Below are 23,290 nucleotides of genomic sequence, written 5' to 3' on the forward strand. Positions count from 1 at the left end.
GACTAGACCTCCCCCTGCACACTATCGAGCAGGGAGTAGGCGCGACGCCCTTCCACATGTTCGGTGTGACGGCCCAACAGGCCGCCAACACGCTGGCATTCTCGCGTGCAGCCCTGCAACGCCCGGGCATGCAGGGCTTTGAGAGGCTCCAGGCGCGCCTGCAGCTCTGCGCCCAGCTCACCGGTGATTCTCAAACGCTGCAGGCCCTGGCGGATCAGCGCGTCGATTTCGCCAATGCGCGCCCAGTCCTCTGCGGCCAGCGCGGCACTGAGCAATTGCCCCAGATGATCCAGGCGGCGCAAATCAATGGTGTGAGGCATTGACACCTTCCCAGCCGTCACGAATCTGCCCCAACAGATGCACAACTTCATCAATACCGGTAACCGACAGGGACACACTGACGTCCACCAGACGGTGCAGGCAGTAGTCGTAAAGCCGTGACAGGTCCTGCACCAGCTCACCGCCCTCTTCATAATCGAGTGTGCTGTTGAGTGCGGTGAGAATATTCATGCACTTTTCCAGCGATTGGCCCTTGAGTTCGTAATGGCTGGCCTCGATGTGCCCGCGTGCCCTGCTCAGTTCATCGAGCAGACCATCGAACATCACCAGCACCAGTTCATACGGCGAAGCGGCACACACACGGACTTCAAGGTCGACTGCGCGGTACCCGTCATAGCTATCATTCATTTTTCAAAATCATCCAAACATGCTGAAGGTTTGCTCCATCGACGCCATGACCTGCGCCAATTGGGTGTATTGCTTGAGGTAACGCTGGTAGTGGTTCTGGTACTTGTTCTCCAGTTCGTCGAACTTGACTTCGACTTTCTGCAGCATGCTGTTGAGGTTGTCCTTGCGGGCCTTCATCGCTCCGGTGCTGGAGCTGGTGTAAACCGCCAGGCTCTTGTCCATGCTGTCGATCATGTTTCCCTTGCCGGAAAAGAGCTGTTCAAAAGCATCCGGGTTGGCGTCGAGCATCTTTTCAAACGCCTTGGTATCGACTTTCAACTTGCCGCTGGAATCCGCCAAAATGCCGAATTCCATCAGGGTGATGCCGTTGAACTGGGTACGCAGCACGTTGTTGACCATCGACTCGACCGCACGGATGCCCGAGTCGCCAGCCAGAGGCCCGCGTCCGCCCTTTTCTCCCCCCGCCGAAGTCAGCGTGTCGAAGGTGGCGAACAACGTATTGATCGCCGAGATAAATTCATTGAGCTTGCTGTTGGTGGCGCTCTGGTCACGGCTGATGTTCACGGTCAGCGGCTCGTCACCGGCCTGATGCACCTTGCTGAAAGTCAGACTGACGCCGTCGATCATGTCCTTGAATGTGTTGGAGCCCTGTTGCAACTTCATGCCGCTGGCGTCAGCACCCAGGTACACAATCGCGTCCTGGCCCTTGGACAGTTCCTGCCGGTTGCCCAGGCTGGCTTCCAGGGCACTGCCAGTGGCATCGGTGCGTAATTCAATGCGGTTGGCTTCGCCGGTTTCCTCGGCGCTCAGTACCATCGTCACTTCGCCGCCGCTGCGTACCAGCGTGGCCTTTACGCCCTTGTTGTCAGGGTGGGCATTGATAGCCGCCGCCAGCTCTTCCTGGGACAGGCTGCCGTCGCCATTGCTGTCGCCCGCGCTCAGGTCCACGGCAAATTCCTCGCCGTTCTGCTTGATGTAGAACGTGCCGCTGGATGCCGCATCGGTACCCAGGCCTCCGAGTGCAACCTGATGACGGCTGGCCAGTTGCTCGACAAAAAACTGGTAGCTGCCTTCCTTGGCGCTGGGGCCGAGGGTGGCACTGGCCATGCCTTCCTTGCTGAACACCGCCTGGTTGATCAGCATGCTCTTGTCGGTGCCCTTGAGCCCCTTGACCGCTGAACCGAGCGCCTTGAGCGCAGTATCCAGAGTCGTCACGGCCGCCAGCTGTGCCTTGTATTTGGTCTCGTTGCGCTGGGCCTGGGCCAGTTCACGCTGAACTTCATATTCAGCAAGAATCTTGGCCTGGGTCTGGATGTAGTTGGTATCAATTGCCATGTCTAATCTCTCCTATCCAAGGTAGTTAGCAAAGCCTATGCCAACATTTAACCTATTGATTTATAATGGTTTTTATAAAATTACCGAGAAACTCACCTTCCCCATCGCGGGTTTTCTCAGCCCCGGGTGGAAGGTGCGTTTCCGCCCTGTCGCCCACACTTAATCGTCAGGGCCTGTTTGTTGAAGGCGACCTGAACGGACAGTTGATTAATCCCTTGAGGGCAACGTGGCGGTAAACGATTGGGGGGCAGGCACCCGGTGTTGGCTGTGCACGCACCGGGTCAAAGCGAAGGGGAATACACCTGGGCACTGTCGTGACGGGCCAACTGCTGAAAAATCTCGCTGTGCATGGCCAGCAACTTGCCGTTGCGCTCATTGAGGTCTCGGCAACGCTCGACACTGACGATCAGGGTTTTCCAGGCGCGCACCAGGGTCGCGCGCCGATCGGGGGGGTACAGGTCGATCAGGCTTTGCATCGCATGGGTGTCGGTGCCCAGGTGAAACACCTCAAGCACCCGGCTGCGGCGCCGGGCACGGGCACCGGCGGCATCCATCAACGCCGAGATCTGCTCATTGGCCGTGGTGATGGCGTCACACTCGCGGGCCATCAAGGCCACTTGCAGATGGCTCATGCACCCGTGCAGCCGTGTAAACCCAGTCAGATCATCGTGCACATCCTGCTCGATAACCTTGAGCAACTGCTCGCGCTGGCTCACCGCTCGCCCCGGTGATAGGTCAGCATGGCCCCGGCCAGCGTGGCGCTGTCGCTGCTCAGCTCACCGGCGGCCAGGGCGGCCTTGAGTTGCGCGACTTTGTCCAGGTCCACTTGCGGCAATTGCCCCAGCGCCGACTGGATGCGTTCCAGGCCCGGCTTGACCGGCGCCGGTGCGCTGATCGGGGCCACAGGACCGCCCGTGCTGCGCTCGCTGCTGCCGGACGCGGCGAGCTCGGATGGCTGGCTGATGCTGATAACAGGCTGTCGAGTGATTTCCATGATGGGTTCCAGAACGGGTAATACGGTGTAAAGGCGACCCTTTGGCGAACCGCTTAAGGACAAAAGGCAAAAAATCAGCCAAACACTTCCTGCGCCTTGTTGCGCCACCAGGTCTGGCTCGCCAGACCGTCCTGGATTTTCTGCTCCTGTTGCGCCAGGGTCGCCTGCCACTGGCGCATCTTGTCCTCGATAACCTGGACCAGCACCTGCTCCTGGCGCACCACGTGCTGCAACTCGTCCTGGATGCGTTTGAGGGTCTGCTCGGCCAGTTTCAGCTCGCGCACCTGCAAATTGATCATGGCATGCAACGTCGCCTTGTACTGTTGCTGGTTGTGGCGCTGCAAGGGTGTGGTCGTGGCGCTGGTAAAGCCGCACAGTCGGGTCAACCCGGCAATGTTGTTGCGATAGCGGTCGCACAGGTTCTGCTGGTATCCGACCCGGCCCATGACCTGGCGCGCCTGGACTCCGCGCAATTGGGCCAGGCGGTTGAGCATGTTGATGCGGTTTTTCATGGCTGCATGCCCCGTTCACTCAAGCGATTTTTGCTTCTGTGGGAGCGGGCTTGCTCGCGATGATCGTCAACGATGACGCGTACTGGCTGAGTCAATGCGGCGCCCTGAAGACCATCGCGAGCAAGCCCGCTCCCACACACAAGCAGCGTTGTTTCACGACCGGTCATTTGACGATGCTCTGCAACGTGTCGATGCACAGGTTCAACGGTGCGCCGACCCCGACATCCTGACGCAGGAACCGCTCGATATTGGGTGCCAGCTTGACTGCACGATCCGTCACCGGGTCCATACCCGGGGTGTAGCCACCCAGCGGGATCAGGTCCTTGATACCCTCATAGGTGCTGCTGTACTCCTTGAACGTACGGGCCGCCCCCAGGTGTTGGCGCCCGGCCACCTGACTCATGCAGCGACTCACCGAGGCCGCCACGTCGATCGCCGGGTAGTGCCCCACATCCGCAAGCTTGCGCGACAACACGATATGGCCGTCGAGAATGGCCCGGGCACAGTCCACGATCGGATCCTGTTGGTCATCGCCTTCGGCCAGCACGGTGTAGATCGCACTCAGGCTGCCACTGCTGCTTTCCCCGTTGCCCGCACTCTCGACCAGCTCCGGCAGCATGCCGAAGACCGAAGGCGGATAGCCCTTGGTGGCAGGGGGTTCGCCCAGAGCCAGGGCGATTTCACGCTGGGCCATGGCATAGCGGGTCAGGGAGTCGATCAACAGCAGCACATGCTTGCCCTGGTCGCGGTAATACGCCGCAATGCTGTGGCACAACTCGGCGGCCTTGAGTCGCATCAACGGCGATTCGTTGGCCGGGGCCACCACCACCACGGCCTTGCGCAGGCCTTCAGGACCCAGGGAGTGCTGGATAAACTCCTGCACCTCGCGGCCCCGCTCGCCAATCAGGCCAACCACTACCACCTGTGCCTCGGTCTGGCGCGTGATCATGCCCAGCAACACACTCTTGCCCACCCCGCTGCCGGCAAACAGCCCTACGCGCTGGCCCTTACCCAGGGTCAGCAGGCCATTGATCGCCCGTACGCCCACATCCAGCGGCTCGCTCACCGGTTGGCGCTTGAGCGGGTTGACCCTGGGCAACTCGACTTGCAGGGTGTCGCGCCCGCTGAGCTTGCCCAGATCGTCCATCGGTTCGCCCAGACCATTGATCACTCGCCCTAACCACGACTCGTCGATGTGCAAGGCCTCTTCCTGCCTGGCGGCAAACACCCGCGACCCCGAACTCAGCCCCACCGGTTTTTTGAACGGCATCAAGTAGGTGATATCCCGATTGAAGCCCACCACCTGGGCATCGAGCATCTCCCCGTCAGCCTGCTCCACATAACACCGCTGCCCGGTCACCCGATGGCAACCCAGGCTTTCGAGCAAAATGCCGGACATGCGCACCAGCCGCCCGCTGACCTTGGCCAGTTGCACGGTATCCAGTGAACGCAGCGCCTCATCCAGTACAAAAGGTTTGTACACGCCTTACTCCTCGCTCAGGTTCATATGCTCGGACAGGGTCGCGACGCAGGCATCCAGACGCTGCTGGCAGCCCACGTCCACTTCGGCCTGGGGCGTCACGATGCGGCACTCCCCCAGCGCCAGCGTTTCGTTCGCCACCAGCCGCCAGCTTGCGGCGCGCTCGGGCACCAGATCCTTGATCCGTGCAAACTCCTGGGGATGCAGGTTGATGTGCACATTCACCGCCTCCAGCGGCATGGTCGACAGAGCCTCTTCCGCCAGGGTCAGCAATTGGGTGGGGTTCAGGGTCAGTTCGCAGCGAATCACTTGCTCCGAGACCTTTTTGACCAAGGCCAGCAGCTCCTGGCGACGGCTGTTTTCAAAGCTCGCCAAAAAGCTTTGCAGTTGCCGGTTGACGGCTTCCAGCGGCGCACTGGCCAGGTCAAAAGACGCTCGCCCCTGCTGGCGGCCCTGCTCCTGGCCTTCCTCTAAGCCCTGCTCACGGCCAGCGTCATAACCTTGCTGGCGGCCATGCTCCTCGCCCTGGACAAGGCCTTCCAGATAGCCCTTTTCATTGCCTTCCTGAAAGCCGTCCGCGATGGCGCGTTGCAGGGCAATCGGATCGTTTTTCCACTCCGGCGCCAAAGCCTCCGGTAACGGTGGAAAACGGTAGGGGCGCCAGTCTCGGGTCTTGCCCTTCAGTACGTTGATCGACACAGCGCACTCCTCACTCTACGGTCTGTTCACGGAACAGCTGTACCGCAAGGCCGCCTTCGGTTGCCAACTCCCGCACCACCGCCATGATTTCTTTGCGTACCTGCTCGACCCGGCTCATGGGCACCGGGCCCTGTCGACGGTTCAATGCTTCCATCTGCTGCATCTGGCGACGGGGCATGGCGCCCTGGATCGCCTTGACCAGGGCAGGTTCCGCGCCCTTGAGCGCTACCACCCACTCACTCAGGGGGATGGCCTCCAACAATGCCTGCAACACTTCCTCACTCTGGCGCGAGAGGATAAAGAAGTCATACATCTCATCTTCAATGCGCTCCACCAGGGAGGTGTCCTGGGCACGCAACAGCTCGAACATCTGGTCGCGGTTGCCCTTGTAACGATTGAGGATGTCGGCCGCCTGCTTGACCCCGCGCACTTGCGAACCCTGGGTCGAGAGCACTGACAGGCTGCGGTCGATCAGTTGCTCCAGCTCCTTGATCACATCACCGTTGATCTCACTGAGGTTGGCAATGCGGTACAGCAACTCGTCCTGACGCCAGGTCGGCATGCTCTCCAGCACTTCACCGGCCATGCCCGGAGGCAGGAAGGCCAGGAACACCGCTTGCATCTGCGCATGCTCCTTGGCAATCAGCGTGGCGAACTGCTTGGGGTCGACCCATTCGAGCTTGACCATCTTGGCGCGGATTTCCTCGCCGTAGATGCTGTCCAGCAGGCTACGGGTAATGTCACTGCCCAAGGCCTTGCCCAGCATGCCCGACAGGTAGCTGCGTGAAGCGCCCTTGATGCTGCTTTGCTCTTTGTAATCGTCGAAAAAGCGGCTTATCACCTCGGAAACCATCGGCTGCTTGACGTTGCTCAGGCGCGCCATTGCCTGGCTGATCAGCACGATTTCCTCACGTGAAAAGTGACGCAGCACCCCTGCCGAAACACTGTCACCCATACTCAGCATCAGGATCGAGGCTTGCTCAAGGGAGTTCATGGTGCGGCTCTGCGCCGTACGGGCATTAACTCCCTGCAGGGCATCAGAGGGAGGTGTTGAGATGGTTTTCATTGCGGCCTATCCACTGTTTGATCACTTCCGACACGCGTTCGGGGTCGTTTTTAGCCAACATCTGCAAATGCTCGATTTGCAGTTCCAGTCCCGAGCCCGGTGCCGGGAGACAAATTTCAGACAGCGGATTCAATCCGCCCAGTACCGACACCCGGCCTGAGTCCTCATTGCTCTCGGCGATCTTCGTCAAGGCATGCTCATTGCCCAGTGCCAGCTCGGCATCGGCCATCGGCACCAGCCCCTGCTCCTTGCGACCCATAAGGCGAGACAGTGCCGGGCGCACCACCATCAGCAGCAACAACAGGCTGATCAGGCCAAACAGGCCTATTTTGACCAGCTCATGCAGCTTGTCGTCCTGCCACCACAGCGGTTGCTCGATTGACATGTCGGCTGCGGCAAACGGGAACACACTCAGGGTCAGCACGTCGCCGCGACTGCTGTTAAAGCCCACCGCGCTCTTGAGCATGGTTTCCAGGTCGGCGCGGGCTTGCGGCGACCAGCCGCCATCTGCCTCGGCGGTGCCGTTCAACACCACGGCAATGCTCTGGCTGCGCAGACTGAACGGCGAGTATTTGACGTGGGTGACGCTCTGGTCGTAATCGAGCTTGCGATTGGATTCCTTGCGGATCGACGTCGCCCCCTTGTCGGTGCTCGTGTTGGCGGTGTTGGCCGTAGTGCCCGGCGCCGGTTTGGCGGGTGGTGCCAGCGGGCGATTGCTCAGCGAACCCGGAACCCCCAGGGCCAACTGGTCCAGAACGCTTTCATCCTGCAACACCTCATTGCGCAGGCGCGGGGTGTCGCCAAAAGCTTGAACGGTTTCTTCTTTCTGACTGAAGTCGATATCAGCCGTGACGCTGATTCGGTAGTTGCCGTGGCCCAGGATGGGGGCAAGCACCTGTTCAACATTGCCCGAGGTTTTTTGCTGGTACTCCTCGACCAACTGCCAACTCTGCGCCGGGGCGCCACTGGTGTTGAGCCCGCGGGACAACAGCGCGCCGTACTGGTCGACAACGCTCACATCCTTGCCTTGCAGCTTGGGCACACTGTTGGCCACCAGGTTGACGATGGCGCCCACCTGCTCCGGCGTCAGTTTGGCTCCCGGGCTCATCTGCAACATCACCGAAGCCTTGGCCGGCTCACGGTTGCTCACCACAAACGAGCTGCTTTCCTGCAGGGCCAGGTGTACCCGGGCATTGTCGATACCCTTGAGGGCCATGATGGTACGGGCCAGTTCGCCTTCCAGGCTGCGCTTGAGGCGCACGTCCTGGACAAACTGGCTGGTGCCCAGCGGCTCGTCCTTGTCGAACAGGTCGTACCCGGCGGGCACGGCGACCTGCACGCCCTTGGCACTGAGCAGCATGCGCGCGCGGCCCAGGTCGGCTTCGCGTACCAGAATCTGCCCGCTCTGGGGGTGCAGCTGATAGGCGATCTTGTCGGCATCGAGCACCTGCATCACGTCGGCGGCGGGGTACGCTTCCCCGGCACCGTACAGCGAGCGCATGGCGCCTTGATCGCGCCACAGGTAAAACACCACGGCGAGGGCCAGCAGGCCTGCCAGCCCGGCCATAAGCCCCAGCCCCAGACGCGGGTCAAGCTTGACCCCGCCCAGCAGCGGCTTGAGTTTATCGTTGATTGTTTGCAGCACGTTCAGCACTCACTGGTCGGTTACAGCGGCATTCTCATCACGTCATCAAATGCCGTGGTCAATTTGTTGCGCACTTGCAGCAAGGCACTGAATGCCACACTGGCTTTCTGACTTTCGATCATCGCCCCGGCCAGATCATCGCTCTGGCCACTGTCGACGGCGGCCATCGCCTTGCCCGCCACATGTTGCTGGGCGTCTACCGAGCGCATGGCCTGTTCGAACGCCGTACCGATACCGCCGCTGGCCGTTTGCTCGAACAGGACTGCGGGCTGGATCATCGGGTTTTGCACCAGGCCTTTGGCCTGCTCCATCTGGCCCAGCATGTTTTGCTGGACACTCAAAATCGAACTCATGGGTATTGCTCCACTGGGGGTTGGAATATCGGGTGAAGGTGAACGGACAGACTCAGAAAGCCGGCATCGATATTCCTTGTTCGCGCATGGCACTCAGTCGATAGCGCAAGGCGCGGGGGGTCATGCCCAGGCTGTGCGCCGCCTTACTTTTATGGCCGTCGAATTTGCGGATGGTGTCCAGCACATGCTGGTACTCGGCCCACTTGCCGGTGGCCCGCAACGCGGCCTTGCCGTCACTGGGCTCGACTTCGAGCAGCGGCAGCGGGCTGGCGCAGGCAGCCGTGGCGGCCAGCCCCAGGTCCTGCGGCTGGATGAACAGCCCTTTGCGCAGGATCAGCGCCCGTTGCAGGGTGTTTTCCAGTTCGCGCACATTGCCCGGCCAGTCATGCTGCAAGAGCGCCTGGCAGGCCTGTTCGGTAAGCAGGCAATCGGCATCTTCCTGGGGGGCGTAGCGCCTGATAAACCGCCGGGCAAGGGCCAGCACATCGTCCTGGCGCTCGCGCAACGGGCTGATGTGCAAAGGCAGCACGTCCAGACGAAACATCAGGTCGGCGCGAAAGCGCCCCTGGGCCACCTCTTCGCTCAGGTCACGGTTGGTCGCGGCAATAATGCGTACGTCCAGGGCGATTTCCTTGTGCCCGCCCAGACGCTCCACCTTTTGTTCCTGCAACACGCGCAACAGTTTGGCCTGCAGTCCCAGGGGCAGCTCGCCGATTTCGTCCAGCAGCAAGGTGCCGCCATTGGCCATTTCAAACTTGCCGCACTGGGCCGTCACTGCGCCGGTAAAGGCGCCGCGTTCATGACCGAACAACAGGGATTCGAGCATCTGCTCGGGGATGGCAGCACAATTGACCGCCACAAACGGGGCATTGTCGCCGGAGGCAAAACGGTGAATGTAGCGCGCCATCATTTCTTTGCCGGTGCCGGTTTCACCGGTAATCAGGATCGGCGCGCGGGTCACGGCCACCCGCTGGGCCATCGCCAGCAGACGGCGCCCCGCAGCCGAACACGACACAAAGCTTTCCTGGGCAGTGGCAGCCGCCGCATGGCGTTGCAGCAACGCCTTGATCTGGGTGGCACTGAACGGCGCCAGCAGGTAGTCCACGCACCCTCTTTCAAGCAGCGCGGTTGCACGTTCCTGCTCGGCGTACTCCACGACCGGAACCACACTTATATGGCGCGCATGACGAATGAAGTTTTCAGTCTCGGCATTTAGCAGTTGAACTGAAAAACCGCTGACACATACAAACACCAGGGTGGCTTGATTGAACACATGCGCTTGCAACTGGGTATAACTTTCAACACAGATTACAGGGCAGCGCTGTTCAGACAAACTGTCCACTAATATTGAATACCCTTTATTGTCCGGATGACCCACCACAATAACCGGGGGCTGTTCGGTGCGGGTTTCAAACAAAGCAGAAGTTGTATGACTGTACGAATTAATAACCGGTCTCACCGTGTATACCTGCGGTTTGGATCGCGAGTGTCTGTCGACATGAACCCTGGCACCCGGCGTGGGGAAGTGTTCATGACGGTGCGATACCTGTGCGTGTTCGTTTCGGGTGCTGGCTGCACTCAAGCGGCCTGTAAAGACTCACGTTCCTGTGACCGGTCGAACTGTAGGCAAGGCCGCGACAAAACTGAAATCATTAACCATCAAATCGCCATGATCCCTGTCAAACGCCGATTTGACAGTTTTTGATTTAGGAATTTTAAGGCGGATTCCTATACTCGCCACCAGCCAGGCGCTCCCCGACCCCAGCAGGCAGTGGAGGTCTGCTTCTCGATTCCAGGAAACGAATCACCTGCCCCCCGGCAGGCACGAGATACAAAAGGATGCGCGCTACAACTTCCAGGAACGATCTTTTCACTATGACTGGTTATAGAAAAGTCCAACATCAGGTGCCTGCAGACGACCTGTTGTTTTTAAAGCCCGAGAAACTGGGCCGGTACTATCACAAAGTACCTATTTATATAAAAGAGCTGGCCGGTAAATACCCGAAGGCACTGAGCGATTATTTTTTAAGTACCTATCGAATCAACAGTGACCTGTGCGAAGTGATTGTCCATGAAACACAACAACCGGACCCGCAATGCAGGTTCATGACCGCTATCGGCAAAATCGGTTTCAGTATCGACCGCCCGTTATTAAGCGAGTTGCTGGAAAGTTACTACGGTGGATCCACGCCCCCCGCACAGGATGAGCCGCCGGTCAGCTCGTCGGAACACCGCATGCGGACGCGGCTGGGTGTCGATGTGTCGACCATTTGCGCACGCATTCTGATGGGGGATGTCCCGCTGGGCACGATCAACAGTTCGGTGAGCACCTATGAAGAGATTCACTGGGCCTACTGCATCGAGTTCGTGTTTTGCAGCACCGCCACCCAGTGGGTGTCGTCGGTGTTCCTGTCTCTGGATGCCCAGGCCGTCGATGAGCTGACCCGCCGCCTGAGCGACGATCAACCCTTGCCCCAGGCCGAGGGCGCCGGGTACCGCATCGTCGAACTGCCGGTACACCTGGACTGCGTGCTGGCCCGGACACAATTGCCACTGAGCAATGTGCTTGCGTTGCAAGTGGACGACATCCTGATGGTGCGTTTGCTGGACCGCTGTGAAGTTCATATCAAGCAGCAAAAACTGTTTCACGGGGCCATTTCCGAAGATGACGGCGCCTTGTTTTTAACCTCTCTGGACAGTGTTAACAGCCAATGAACAACTCCATTTCCGATTCCGACTTCGACCACCTTCTCAATGACACGCTGCCCGCCTTTGACGACGACCTTGCGCCAGAGGCCAGCCCCCCCGAAGCCGCTCCCCTGCCACAACAGGACTTGAAGTTTTTCGGCAAGATCCCGGTCACCGTCACCCTGGAAGTGGCTTCAACCGAAATTTCCCTGCGCGAGCTGATGGACGTTAATGCCAGCAGTGTGATTGCCTTGGACAAACTGGCTGGCGCGCCGCTGGACGTCAAGGTCAACGGCGCCCTGTTTGCCAAAGCCGAAGTGGTTGTGGTGCATGGCAACTACGGCCTGCGCATTGTGGAACTCAGCGGTTCCAGCCTGAGTGACCTGGCGTTATGAAACTGATCAAGCCAGCCGTTTTCTGCATGCTGGTCGCGCTCGTGGCGTGTGTGCCGCAATGGGCCTTGGCGGCCAACGGCGAGATCTCGCTGTTTAGCCTCAATGACGGTGAAAACGGCCAGGAACTGAGCATCAAGCTGCAAATCCTGGTGATGATGACGATGCTGGGTTTCTTGCCGGCCATGTTGATGATGATGACCAGCTTTACGCGCTTCATCATCGTGCTGGCCATCTTGCGCCAGGCCCTGGGCCTGCAGCAGAGCCCGCCCAACCAGATACTGATCGGCATCGCGCTGTGCCTGACCATGCTGGTTATGCGCCCGGTGTGGCAAGAGGTCTACCAGGATGCCTACCAGCCTTTCCAGAACGATCAGATCACCATGGATCAGGGCCTGGACGTGGCCAAAAAGAGCATCAGCGGTTTTATGCTCGCACAAACCAACAAGGCCTCGCTGGAGACCATGGTGGCGCTGGCCAACGAAACATTGCCCGAGAACCTTGAAGATCTCGACTTCTCCCTGCTGCTGCCGTCTTTTGTGCTCAGTGAGGTGAAAGCCGCGTTCCAGCTGGGGTTCATGATCTTTCTGCCCTTTCTGGTGATTGACCTGGTGGTCGCCAGTGTCTTGATGGCAATGGGCATGATGATGCTGTCACCCATGATGATCTCACTGCCCTTCAAGCTCATGGTGTTTGTGTTGGTGGACGGCTGGGCCTTGTTGATGGGCACCCTGGCCAGCAGCATCCAGCCCTTTGGAGGTTCGTGATGATGACTCCCGAAGTCGCCGTGGGCCTGGTGGGCCACGCCGTATTGGTCACGGGCCTGATTGTCTGCGTACTGGTGGTGCCCAGCCTGCTCGGTGGCCTGCTGGTGAGCGTGTTTCAGGCCGCGACCCAGATCAACGAACAGATGCTCAGCTTTCTGCCGCGCCTGCTCATCACCCTGGGCATGTTGATGTTTGCCGGCCACTGGATCTTGCGCAAACTCAGTGACCTGTTTATCGAAACCTTCAAAATCGCCGGGTCCCTGGTGGGCTGAACCGATGAACGCGACCGAACCCCTGATGAACGCCACCCAGTACTTGCACACACTGCAAGGCTACTGGTGGCCGTTTTGCCGGCTGCTGGCAGTGTTCAGCATGGCCCCGCTGTTCAACCACAAGGCCATGTCGAAGAAGGTCCGGGTACTGCTGGCCCTGGTGGTCACCGCAGCCATTGGCGGCGCCCTGCCCCCGGTACCGGATATCAACCCGCTGTCGGCCCAGGGTGCGCTGCTGGCCCTTGAACAGATCGCCTTCGGCCTGATCCTGGGGCTGTGCCTGCAACTGGTGTTCACCGTGTTCAGCGTGGTCGGCGAAGTCGTGTCGGCGCAGATGGGCATGACGATGGCGCGCTACAACGATCCGGTCAACGGGGTGTCGTCGTCATCGATCGTTTACCAGCTGTATTTCGTGTTGCTGGCGTTCTTGTTTTTGTCCATCGACGGGCACCTGGTGACCCTTAGCGTACTGTTCAAAAGCTTCAGCCACTGGCCGGTTGGCAGCGGGCTCAACTACCAGAGCTACACCGTGTTCATCCAGGCCGTCGCCTGGGTATTCAGCGCCGCCGTGCTGCTGACCCTGCCCATGGTGTTCTGCGTAGTGCTGGTGCAGTTCTGCTTTGGCCTGCTCAACCGTATTTCACCTTCGATGAACCTGTTTTCCCTGGGGTTCCCGATCACCATTCTGGTGGGCCTGCTGTGCATCTACATGACCTTGCCCAACCTGCCGGAAAACTACCTGCACCTGACCCGCGACCTGCTGGACAACATCGGTGCCATGCTCGAAGGAGGGCCGGATGTCTAACAACAGCGCCCAGGAAAAAACCGAAGACGCCACGCCCCAGAAGCTGCGCAAAAGTCGCGAAGACGGTGAGGTCACCCGTTCCAAGGACCTGTCCACCACCGTGTCGCTGATTGCCACCCTGTTGATCCTCAAAATGGTGTTTTCCAGCTATTACCACGGCCTTGAGGAAAGCTTCCGGATCTCGTTCCTGGACTTTCATTCCAGCGAAATCACCCAGGAGGACCTGGGCCTGATTCTGAGCCACAACATGGCCCTGTTCGTGAAGATACTCGCCCCCCTGCTGCTCACCAGCATTCTGGTGGTGGTGTTTTCACTGATCCCGGGGGGCTGGGTGTTTGTGGCCAAGAACTTCTACCCCAAATTCAGCAAGCTCAACCCGATCACGGGCCTGGGGCGCATCGTTTCGAAACAGAACTGGGTCGAACTGTTCAAGTCGATGGCCAAAATTGCCGTACTGATCGGTGTGGCCTGGATGTTGATCAGCGACGCTGTCCCTCAACTGATCGCCTTGCAGCGCACCAGCCTGCCCACGGCCATCGGTACGGCGTTCACCATGACGTTCAACATCCTGATCGCGCTGATGGGCATATTTGTGGTGTTTGCAGCCATCGACATTCCGATCCAGCGCTACTTCTTCCTGAAAAAACTGCGCATGACCAAACAGGAACGCAAGGAAGAGCATAAAAACCAGGAAGGACGCCCCGAGGTCAAGGCCCGGATCAAGCAGATCCAGCGCCAGATTTCCCAGCGCCAGATCAGCAAGGTGATCCAGGACGCCGATGCTGTGATCGTCAACCCGCAGCACTACGCCGTGGCCATCAAGTACGACACCAACAAGGCCCAGGCGCCCTTCGTGATCGCCAAGGGCGTCGATGACATGGCCCTGTATATCCGCAAAATGGCCATCGCCCACAAGCTCGAAGTGCTTGAGATACCGCCCCTGGCCCGGGCCATTTACTTCACCACCCAGGTCAACCAGCAGATCCCGGCGCCGCTGTATGCAGCCGTCGCCCATGTGCTGACCTACATCCTGCAACTCAAGGCATACAAGAGCGGTATGCGGGTCAAGCCGCAGTTTCCGGACAACCTACCGATACCCGAAAGCATGGCGAACAAGGCATAAACATGAACGTATTGCACAACCTCCTCCCGACGCTGCGCAGTGGCCGGATCGGGATCCCGCTGGTGATTCTGTCGATCCTGGCGATGATCATCCTGCCCTTGCCGCCGTTGCTGCTGGATATTCTGTTCACCTTCAACATCGCCATGGCCGTGCTGGTGCTGATGGTCAGCGTGTCGTCAAAAAGCCCGCTGGACTTTTCCCTGTTCCCCACGGTGATCCTGATCACCACCCTGCTGCGCCTGACCCTGAACGTGGCCTCGACCCGGATCGTACTGCTCGAAGGTCATAACGGCACGGGGGCCGCGGGCAAGGTCATCGAGTCGTTCGGTGAAGTGGTGATCGGCGGCAACTTTATCGTCGGGATGATCGTGTTCGTGATCCTGATGATCATCAACTTCATGGTAGTCACCAAGGGCGGCGAGCGGATTTCCGAGGTCACGGCGCGCTTCACCCTGGATGCCCTGCCCGGCAAACAGATGGCCATCGATGCCGACCTCAATGCCGGCCTGATCACCCAGGATCAGGCCAAGCAGAGGCGCCAGACCATCTCCAAGGAAGCCGACTTTTACGGCGCCATGGACGGTGCGTCGAAGTTTGTGCGCGGCGATGCGATTGCCGGGATCCTGATCCTGATCATCAACCTGTTCGGTGGTTTCGCCATCGGCCTGTTTGTGTACGACTTGCCGGCCGGGCTGGCCTTTAAGCAATACGCCCTGCTAACTATCGGTGACGGTCTGGTGGCCCAGATCCCTGCGCTGTTGCTGTCCACCGCCGCGGCTTTGATCGTGACGCGGATCAACGAATCCGCCGAAATCACCACCCAGGTGCGCCGCCAGTTGCTGGCATCGCCGAGCCTGCTCTACACCGTGGCCGGGATCCTGCTGGTACTGGGCCTGGTGCCCGGCATGCCGCATATCGCATTCCTGGGTTTTGCCGCGGTTGTCGGTGGCGTGGCCTGGAGCGTCTCGCGCTTTCAGCCACCGGCCGAGGCCGTTGAACTTGAAGCGGTCAGCGCACTCAGCGCGGCCATGCAAAACGAGCGCAGCCAAAGCCTGGCGTGGGATGACATCCCCCACGTGGAACGGCTTTCGGTGTCACTGGGCTACAAACTGGTGGGGCTGGTCAATGAAGCGGCGGGCGCGCCCCTGACACAACGCGTGCGCGGTTTACGCCAGACCCTATCGGAAAACCTGGGTTTCCTGCTGCCCGAAATCCAGATCCGCGACAGCCTGCGGCTCAAGGCGGCGCACTACTCCATCCATATCAACGGCGAGCAGATCGAAGGCGCCGAAATCCATGCCGATCACCTGATGGCCATCCCTTCGGCCGACCTGTATGGCGAAGTGGACGGGATCCTGGGCATCGACCCGGCCTACAAAATGCCGGTGGTATGGATCAAGCCGGTCGACAAGAGCCGGGCCCTGAACCTGGGTTATCAAGTGGTTGACTGTGCCGGAGTGATTGCCACGCACCTGAACAAGGTGATCCGCGACAACCTGGCGGACATCTTCAAGCACGATGACGTCGACAACCTGATGCAACGCCTGACCGAACTGGCGCCCAAACTGACCGAGAACCTCAAGGGCCAACTGTCCTATACCCAGCAGCACCGGGTGTACCGCCAGTTGCTGGTGGAGAACATCTCGTTGCGCGACATCGTCACCGTGGCCACGGCACTGGTGGAAAGCAGCGAAAGCACCAAAGACCCGGTCCTGCTGGCTTCCGATGTACGCTATGCCTTGCGCCGCAACATCGTCTCGAGCATTACCGGGCGACGCGATGAAGTCAGTGTGTTCGTGCTCGACAATGCCCTGGAAAACACCCTGCTGGGGGCCTTGAGCATTGCTCAGCAAGCGGGCCCGGTGAGTCTGGACAACATTCCCGTGGAGCCCAACCTGCTCAACCAACTGCAAAACGCCATGCCGGTGGTCAAGGAAAAACTGCGCAAGGACGGTCATCCTCCGGTGCTGACGGTCATGCCGCAACTGCGTCCGTTGCTGGCGCGCTATGCGCGGGTATTCAGCCCGGGGTTGCATGTGCTGTCGCAGAACGAAATCCCGGAGAACGTCAGCGTCAATATTGTCGGGACGCTGGGGTAAACACCCGGCCATGCGGGCTTGCTGTTTGCGGATGGAGGTCAAATCCGATGCACCACAACAACAAAAAACGACTCACGGAGACGCTATGACCGAGACACCGGAAATACCTCAGGTTTACACCCGCCGCCTCTTGCTCAGACCCTTCACGGAGCAAGACTTCACGGCTTTTCTGGGCTACCACTCACTGCCTGAAACCTACCGCTACCTGTTTAAAGTGCAACCTGACCTACAGGCCATCCGGGAGCGCTTCGAGCGCGCCTTGAACCCCCAGGCTGAACATGACGGAGATGAAATCCGTTGGGCCGTAATCAAACATCCGGAAGGAATCCTGACCGGTGAAGTGATGATTCGACTGACCTGCAAGGCGTCCCGACAGGCAGAGATCGGTTGCATTTTCGCCCCGTCGTTTCACCGGCAAGGCATCGCATCGGAAGCGCTGACGGCGCTGATTGGTGTGGCTTTCAAACGCTACGATTTGCATCGCTTGTTTGCGTCCATCGATATCCGCAATACCGGCTCATACACCCTGTTCAGCAAACTGGGATGGAAACAGGAGGGTTGTCTTATTGAAAGCATGTGGGTCAACGGCGAATGGACCAGCCGGTATATCTACGCCATGTTGGCTCGCAACTGGCAGACCTAACGGGTTTAGTGCTTTTGAAGAACTCATACCGCTCCGTAGCAGTTGACGAGTAGAACGAGGCTACGTTCGATCGCGAAGCGGTCGCAAATCCGCAACACGCGGGGGGTGGGCGTGGCGCCGATAAGCCTGACACGACACTTTCAGACAGATCCGCGGCCCAGGGAGTGACATTTCCTACAGGCCGATTCTAGTATGGCCGCGCATCACTCCCCGCCCCATAAAAAAAACGTATGGAAACTCTGAAAATGCCCTTCACCCGTACCCTTCTTGCCCTCTCTTTGGGCATGGCTTTACTGCAAAACCCGGCCTTCGCTGCACCGCCACTGTCGATGGCCGACGGCGTCGCCCGCGTCAGTACACAGGACAGCAATGCCTGGGTCGAGATCAACAAGGCCGCGTTCGAAAACAACATCCGCGTGCTGCAAACCACCCTCGCCGGCAAGTCGAAAATCTGCGCAGTGCTCAAGGCTGATGCCTACGGCCACGGGATTGGCCTGCTGATGCCGTCGATCATCGCCATGGGTGTGCCTTGCGTCGGTGTTGCAAGTAATGAAGAAGCACGTGTAGTGCGTGAAAGCGGCTTCAAGGGCCAACTGATCCGCGTGCGCACGGCGGCACTGAGCGAGCTGGAAGCAGCATTGCCGTACAACATGGAAGAATTGGTGGGTAACCTCGATTTCGCCGTCAAAGCCAGCCTAATCGCCGAACAACACGGTCGTCCGCTGGTGGTTCACCTGGGTCTGAACTCAAGTGGCATGAGCCGTAACGGTGTTGAAATGACCACGGCTGAAGGCCGTCGCGATGCAGTGGCTATCACCAAGGTACCGAACCTTGAAGTGCGGGCGATCATGACCCACTTCGCAGTCGAGGATGCCGATGACGTGCGCGCCGGTCTCAAGGCGTTCAACCAGCAAGCCCAATGGTTGATCGACACGGCTCAACTGGATCGCAGCAAAATCACCCTGCACGCGGCCAACTCGTTCGCCACCCTTGAAGTGCCAGAGTCGCACCTGGACATGGTGCGCCCTGGCGGCGCGCTGTTCGGTGATACCGTGCCGTCCCACACCGACTACAAGCGCGTGATGCAATTCAAATCCCACGTGGCCTCGGTCAACCGCTACCCCAAGGGCAACACCGTCGGTTACGACCGTACCTACACCCTGGGCCGCGACTCGAAACTGGCCAACATCACCGTTGGTTATTCCGACGGCTACCGTCGCGCCTTCACCAACAAAGGCATCGTGCTGATCAACGGGCACCGTGTGCCAGTGGTGGGCAAGGTCTCGATGAACACCCTGATGGTCGACGTCACCGACGCGCCGGATGTGAAGAGTGGCGATGAAGTGGTGCTGTTCGGGCATCAAGGCAAAGCCGAAATCACCCAGGCAGAAGTTGAAGACATCAACGGCGCACTGCTGGCCGACCTGTATACGGTGTGGGGCAATTCCAACCCCAAGATCCTGACCGACAAATAAGCCGATCTGTAGCCCCTGTAACCCTGACAAGCTGGGCGAGGCTGCGGTTACAGGGGTTCAGCCCGTCATTGGAAACACCAGGCAACATTCCTGAGCATGCGTTAATGAGAAGCGCTATCATTGCGATCCTTGTCAGTGTCTGCTCTGGAATTGCAATCGATGCTCACGTCCTCTTCTTCCACACGCTGTGCCTTGGGTGAACTCTACGTTCAACACCATGGCTGGGTGGTGCAGTTGCTGCGCCGCAAACTGGGCAATCATGAGCAGGCGCTGGATCTGGCCCAGGACACCTTTTTGCGGATGCTGCGCACTGACACGCAACCGGTGTTACGAGAACCGCGAGCCTATCTGACGACCATTGCCAGCCGCCTGTGCGGCCAGTATTTCCGCCGTCAGGCACTGGAGCGGGCGTACATGGAGTCGCTGGCGACCCTTGAGCCAGAGCATATGCCTTCCCCGGAGGCGCGCCTGCTGGTGCTTGAAGCACTGGACGCTGTCGGCCAGGTTCTCGATGGCCTGGGCGCCAAAGTGCGGGAAATCTTCCTGCTGTCGCAACTGGACGGACTGACCTACCCGCAAATTGCCGCGCGCATGGGCCTGACAGTCAACGTCGTACAAAAAGCCATGCTCAAGGCTTATCGTCACTGCTATAGCGCGGTCTACACCGGGTGAGCCTGTTCGAGCCCGGCAACGCTCAGCGCCTGGACCAGGACGTGGTCGAGCAGGCCCTGCAGTGGATGGTCATTGTGCAATCGGGGGTCAGTACCGAAGCCGAACGTCAGGCCTGCCAGCATTGGCGCACGCAATCCCCGCAGCATGAAATGGCCTGGCTGCGGTTAACCGGGCTAAACGCCGATTTTCGCGACAGCACCCGCATGCTCCCCGCCGCAGGAGCGCGCACCTTGTTGCGCTCACGCAACGTCACTTCGCGACGCACCCTGCTCAAGGGCTTTGCCGGTCTAGGAGTAGCGCTGGCCACGGGCTACAGCGTTCGTGAGCGGATACTGCTGCCAGAGCTGTTCAGTGACTACCGCACCGCGACCGGTGAACGCAGGCAGGTGTCGCTGGCCCAGAATACCGATCTGACACTGGACACCCATACCGCCCTCGATGCCCGGACCACGGGCTCGGCTACCGACCTGACGCTGAGCCTGGGCCGTGTACTGATCACCGGGGCCAACATCAGCCTGAGCACCGCCTACGGCCGGGTGCAGCCCACGGGCTACTCACGATTAGTGATCAGTCAGAACCTGCCCGGAGTCGATGGCACACGAGTGCAAGTTTTGACCGGCAGCGCGTCGATCGAGCTGGCATGGGGCGACAGCTTCAGCCTTGGTGCCGGTCAACAGGTGACGTTTGACAGCAGCGCTGCCGGACCTCGTGGCCAGGTCATGACCGGAGCCGATGCCTGGGTCAACGGCCTGCTGATCGCCGAACGCATGCCGCTGTCCCAGGTCATTGCCCAGCTCAACCGCTATCGTCCAGGCGTGGTGCGCTGCGACCCGGCAGTGGCCGCATTGCAGGTATCGGGCTCGTTCTCCATCGACCGTCCGGATGCCAGCCTTGACCTGCTTGCCCGCGTGCTGCCGATTCGTGTGCAGCGTGTATTCGGCTACTGGGCCAACGTGGTCGCCGCCTGAAGAACATTTATTTTCAGTACAGGCGGCAGTTTTTTTCATCTGGTGCATCAAGTTCAGGGAAGACGCTGATTAACAGCGCAATGCCGACCCTTTTCACACATGGACAGTCTTTATGCACAGCCCACTTACCCCCCTTGCCGGTGCATTGCGCACCGTTGTACTCGGTTTATCCATCGCCACGGCCAGCCACCCAGCATTCGCAGCAACGGGCGACGAGCACGCCTACCACATCGCTGCGGGCAATCTGGACTCGGTATTGGGCAGCTTTGGCCAGCAATCGGGCGTGATGATCGCCGTTGATTCGACGCTGACCACCGGCATCCACAGCAGCGGTTTAAGCGGCAACTTTGCCGTCAGCGAAGGCCTGCAGCGACTCCTTGAGCCGCTGGGCCTGCAAGCGGTGAGCGAAGGCGACGGTTTCAGGGTTATTGCACGACCGACCCAGAACAACGGGCAACTGGAGTTGCAGGCCACTCAGGTCATGTCCAACCAGCTCGGCACCATCACCGAAGGCAGCGGCTCATACACCCCCGGCACCATCGCCACGGCCACCCGCATGGTGCTCTCGCCACGTGAAACACCGCAGTCGATCACGGTGATTACCCGTCAGCACATGGATGATTTTGGCCTCAATTCCATCGACGAAGTGATGCGCCACACCCCGGGGATCACCGTGTCGACTTTTGACAGCGAACGCACCAATTACTACGCCCGCGGTTTCTCAGTCGAGAACTTCCAGTACGACGGCATTCCCACCCTGCGCAACTCGGCGTACTCGTCGGGGCAAACCCTGAGCGACATGGCCATCTATGACCGGGTGGAAATCCTCAAGGGAGCAACCGGCCTGCTGACCGGTGCCGGCGCGCCCGGTGCGACGATCAACCTGATCCGCAAAAAACCGACCCGCGACTTCAAGGCCAGCGTCGAGGTAGGGGCTGGCAGCTGGGACAATTACCGCACCCAAGTCGACGTCAGCGGCCCGCTCACCGACAGCGGCAACGTGCGCGGCCGCGCCGTGGCGGCCTATCAGGACAAAAACTCGTTCATGGAACGTTACGAGCGCAAGACCGGTGTCTATTTCGGTACCCTGGAAGCCGATCTAAGCGATGACACCCTGCTGACCGTGGGCTTCGACTATCAGAACAACGACCCTCATGCCTCGGGCTGGTCAGGCAGTCGCCCATTATTCGACCGCACGGGCGAACCTATCGATGTAAAGCGCTCGTATAACAATGGTGCCAACTGGAGCCGCTGGGAGCAGACCACCCAGAGCGTATTCGCCACTCTGGAGCACAGCTTCGCCAACGCCTGGGTCGGCAAGGCGCAGCTCACCCATCAGGTCAACAGCTACGATGCACCCCTGGGCTCGGTCATGAGCGGCCCCTCTCCCGCCACCGGCCTGTCATCGATCTATGCCAACAAATTTACCGGCAACACCCGCACCGATGCTGCCGACGCCTACTTCAGCGGCCCCTTCAGCCTGGCCGGCCGCGAACATGAACTGGTCATCGGTGCCTCAGCGTCCAGCGCCCACTGGCGAGGCAAGGACTACGGCAACCCGACCTTTTTAAGTGCCAACGTGGTTGATTTCTGGAACTTCGATGGCAAGACCACTGAGCCGAACTGGGGCGCACCGACCCAATACAATGACACCACCACGCGACAAACCGCAGGCTACCTCAGCGCCCGCTTCAACCTGACCGATGAGCTGAACCTGTTGCTCGGTACACGGGTCGCCAACTACTGGCTGACTGGCGATTACGACACCACCGAAACTGGCCGTCTGGTGCCATATGTGGGGGCCACCTACGACCTGAACGACAACTTCACGGCGTATGCCAGCTACACCGACATCTTCATGCCGCAGACCTACAACCGTGATCGCAACAACAAAGTGCTTGAGCCGGATGAAGGCAAAAACTACGAAGTGGGGATCAAGGGCGAGTTCTATGGTGGCAGGCTGAACACCAGCCTGGCCTACTTCGAGGTGCATGAAACCAACCGTGCCGAACCGGATGCCGAATACAACGCGGACCCGACCAACCCGTCGATTCTTTATGCGTCGATCGGCACCAAAGCCAAGGCCAAGGGCTTCGAAGCCGAAATGTCCGGTGAACTGGCACCGGGCTGGCAAGCGCAGGCTGGTTTTACCCACAAAATCATTCGCGACAGCGAAGATAAAAAAATCTCCACCTGGGAGCCTGAGGACCAATTGAGCGTTTACACCACCTACAAATTCAAGGGGCCGCTGGACCGTTTGACCATCGGCGGCGGTGCGCGGTGGCAGAGCCGCAGCTGGCAGAACATCTACAACCGCGCCAGGGACCAGTACCAGGACTTTAGCCAGGATGCCTACTGGCTGGTCGATGCGATGGCCCGCTATCAAGTCAACGAGCACCTGTCCACCACACTCAACGTCAACAACCTGTTCGACAAGCTGTACTACACCAACATCGGCTTCTATAACACCGCCTATTACGGCGACCCGCGCAACGTGATGCTCAATACCCGCTGGGATTTCTAGGGCGTACGTCAGCAGCCAAAGAGTCCTGCCACAGCCCCTTGTAGTCGCTGACGAGGAACGAAGGCTGCGTTCGGCGGCAAAGCCGTCGTAA

The 23,290-nt window shown here is 59.6% G+C and carries 24 protein-coding genes; 12 read left to right on the top strand and 12 right to left on the bottom strand.

The genetic code is table 11. The features are described 5' to 3' along the window. Window positions 1–2: 2 nt before the first annotated feature. The 12 genes from RGV06_RS04080 to RGV06_RS04135 form a co-directional block, all read right to left on the bottom strand. The gene (locus RGV06_RS04080) at window positions 3–320 is read right to left on the bottom strand and encodes a hypothetical protein (RefSeq protein ID WP_322149447.1); all 318 of its coding nucleotides are present in this window, start codon (window positions 318–320) and stop codon (window positions 3–5) included. Then, window positions 304–687, bottom strand: coding sequence for a flagellar export chaperone FliS (gene fliS, locus RGV06_RS04085; RefSeq protein ID WP_019825470.1), 384 nt, complete (start codon window positions 685–687; stop codon window positions 304–306). Before fliS ends, RGV06_RS04080 begins: the two co-directional genes overlap by 17 nt. Window positions 688–696: 9 nt before the next feature. Then, the gene (fliD, locus tag RGV06_RS04090; protein WP_048351457.1) at window positions 697–2,022 is read right to left on the bottom strand and encodes a flagellar filament capping protein FliD; all 1,326 of its coding nucleotides are present in this window, start codon (window positions 2,020–2,022) and stop codon (window positions 697–699) included. Between the two features lie 281 nt (window positions 2,023–2,303). Further along, entirely contained in the window at window positions 2,304–2,738 is a 435-nt protein-coding gene (flgN, locus tag RGV06_RS04095) for a flagellar export chaperone FlgN (protein WP_019825467.1), read from the bottom strand. After that, window positions 2,735–3,016 carry a flagellar biosynthesis anti-sigma factor FlgM gene (gene flgM, locus RGV06_RS04100; protein WP_019825466.1) on the bottom strand — a complete coding sequence of 94 codons (282 nt, stop codon included), beginning with the start codon at window positions 3,014–3,016 and terminating at the stop codon, window positions 2,735–2,737. The genes flgN and flgM overlap by 4 nt, the downstream gene beginning before the upstream one ends. A gap of 74 nt (window positions 3,017–3,090) precedes the next feature. Then, window positions 3,091–3,528 carry a flagellar FliJ family protein gene (locus RGV06_RS04105; protein WP_048351460.1) on the bottom strand — a complete coding sequence of 146 codons (438 nt, stop codon included), beginning with the start codon at window positions 3,526–3,528 and terminating at the stop codon, window positions 3,091–3,093. Window positions 3,529–3,691: 163 nt separating this feature from the next. Continuing rightward, window positions 3,692–5,011 (bottom strand): flagellar protein export ATPase FliI, encoded by a 1,320-nt coding sequence (gene fliI / locus RGV06_RS04110; RefSeq protein WP_019825464.1) that lies wholly within the window; start codon window positions 5,009–5,011, stop codon window positions 3,692–3,694. 3 nt (window positions 5,012–5,014) lie between these two features. Next, entirely contained in the window at window positions 5,015–5,707 is a 693-nt protein-coding gene (gene fliH, locus RGV06_RS04115; RefSeq protein WP_019825463.1) for a flagellar assembly protein FliH, read from the bottom strand. A 10-nt stretch (window positions 5,708–5,717) separates the two neighbouring features. Then, entirely contained in the window at window positions 5,718–6,773 is a 1,056-nt protein-coding gene (locus RGV06_RS04120) for a FliG C-terminal domain-containing protein (protein ID WP_019825462.1), read from the bottom strand. Then, the gene (gene fliF, locus RGV06_RS04125; RefSeq protein WP_198822456.1) at window positions 6,745–8,418 is read right to left on the bottom strand and encodes a flagellar basal-body MS-ring/collar protein FliF; all 1,674 of its coding nucleotides are present in this window, start codon (window positions 8,416–8,418) and stop codon (window positions 6,745–6,747) included. The genes RGV06_RS04120 and fliF overlap by 29 nt, the downstream gene beginning before the upstream one ends. Before the next feature lie 20 nt (window positions 8,419–8,438). Continuing rightward, entirely contained in the window at window positions 8,439–8,771 is a 333-nt protein-coding gene (locus tag RGV06_RS04130) for a flagellar hook-basal body complex protein FliE (RefSeq protein WP_322149450.1), read from the bottom strand. Window positions 8,772–8,823: 52 nt separating this feature from the next. Continuing rightward, the gene (locus RGV06_RS04135) at window positions 8,824–10,230 is read right to left on the bottom strand and encodes a sigma 54-interacting transcriptional regulator (protein WP_416194550.1); all 1,407 of its coding nucleotides are present in this window, start codon (window positions 10,228–10,230) and stop codon (window positions 8,824–8,826) included. Window positions 10,231–10,646: 416 nt separating this feature from the next. Here RGV06_RS04135 and RGV06_RS04140 point away from each other — a divergent pair, with 416 nt between their 5' ends. The 12 genes from RGV06_RS04140 (at window position 10,647) to RGV06_RS04195 (ending at window position 23,199) form a co-directional block, all read left to right on the top strand. Then, window positions 10,647–11,486, top strand: a complete 840-nt coding sequence (locus tag RGV06_RS04140) for a FliM/FliN family flagellar motor switch protein (RefSeq protein WP_322149452.1) — start codon at window positions 10,647–10,649, stop codon at window positions 11,484–11,486. Next, on the top strand, window positions 11,483–11,854 hold the full coding sequence (locus RGV06_RS04145) for a flagellar motor switch protein FliN (RefSeq protein WP_019825457.1): 372 nt from the start codon (window positions 11,483–11,485) through the stop codon (window positions 11,852–11,854). Before RGV06_RS04140 ends, RGV06_RS04145 begins: the two co-directional genes overlap by 4 nt. A gap of 26 nt (window positions 11,855–11,880) precedes the next feature. Then, window positions 11,881–12,618 (top strand): flagellar type III secretion system pore protein FliP, encoded by a 738-nt coding sequence (gene fliP, locus RGV06_RS04150; RefSeq protein WP_231984428.1) that lies wholly within the window; start codon window positions 11,881–11,883, stop codon window positions 12,616–12,618. Continuing rightward, on the top strand, window positions 12,618–12,890 hold the full coding sequence (locus RGV06_RS04155) for a flagellar biosynthetic protein FliQ (protein ID WP_019825455.1): 273 nt from the start codon (window positions 12,618–12,620) through the stop codon (window positions 12,888–12,890). Before fliP ends, RGV06_RS04155 begins: the two co-directional genes overlap by 1 nt. Before the next feature lie 4 nt (window positions 12,891–12,894). Beyond that, on the top strand, window positions 12,895–13,695 hold the full coding sequence (gene fliR / locus RGV06_RS04160; protein ID WP_322149453.1) for a flagellar biosynthetic protein FliR: 801 nt from the start codon (window positions 12,895–12,897) through the stop codon (window positions 13,693–13,695). Beyond that, complete coding sequence (gene flhB / locus RGV06_RS04165; protein ID WP_322149454.1) at window positions 13,688–14,818, top strand: flagellar biosynthesis protein FlhB; 1,131 nt, start codon at window positions 13,688–13,690, stop codon at window positions 14,816–14,818. The genes fliR and flhB overlap by 8 nt, the downstream gene beginning before the upstream one ends. Before the next feature lie 2 nt (window positions 14,819–14,820). Then, window positions 14,821–16,917 (top strand): flagellar biosynthesis protein FlhA, encoded by a 2,097-nt coding sequence (locus tag RGV06_RS04170; protein WP_019825452.1) that lies wholly within the window; start codon window positions 14,821–14,823, stop codon window positions 16,915–16,917. A gap of 85 nt (window positions 16,918–17,002) precedes the next feature. Beyond that, window positions 17,003–17,560 (top strand): GNAT family N-acetyltransferase, encoded by a 558-nt coding sequence (locus RGV06_RS04175; RefSeq protein ID WP_322149455.1) that lies wholly within the window; start codon window positions 17,003–17,005, stop codon window positions 17,558–17,560. Window positions 17,561–17,805: 245 nt separating this feature from the next. Then, entirely contained in the window at window positions 17,806–19,035 is a 1,230-nt protein-coding gene (gene alr / locus RGV06_RS04180) for an alanine racemase (protein ID WP_019825448.1), read from the top strand. A 159-nt stretch (window positions 19,036–19,194) separates the two neighbouring features. After that, window positions 19,195–19,707 (top strand): sigma-70 family RNA polymerase sigma factor, encoded by a 513-nt coding sequence (locus tag RGV06_RS04185; protein WP_046809038.1) that lies wholly within the window; start codon window positions 19,195–19,197, stop codon window positions 19,705–19,707. Beyond that, the gene (locus RGV06_RS04190) at window positions 19,704–20,675 is read left to right on the top strand and encodes a DUF4880 domain-containing protein (protein WP_322149456.1); all 972 of its coding nucleotides are present in this window, start codon (window positions 19,704–19,706) and stop codon (window positions 20,673–20,675) included. The genes RGV06_RS04185 and RGV06_RS04190 overlap by 4 nt, the downstream gene beginning before the upstream one ends. A gap of 112 nt (window positions 20,676–20,787) precedes the next feature. Further along, window positions 20,788–23,199, top strand: coding sequence for a TonB-dependent siderophore receptor (locus RGV06_RS04195; RefSeq protein ID WP_019825443.1), 2,412 nt, complete (start codon window positions 20,788–20,790; stop codon window positions 23,197–23,199). Window positions 23,200–23,290: the final 91 nt, after the last annotated feature.

It is taken from the genome of Pseudomonas sp. CCI3.1, assembly GCF_034313985.1.
In the GTDB taxonomy this organism is placed as follows: Bacteria; Pseudomonadota; Gammaproteobacteria; order Pseudomonadales; family Pseudomonadaceae; genus Aquipseudomonas; species Aquipseudomonas psychrophila.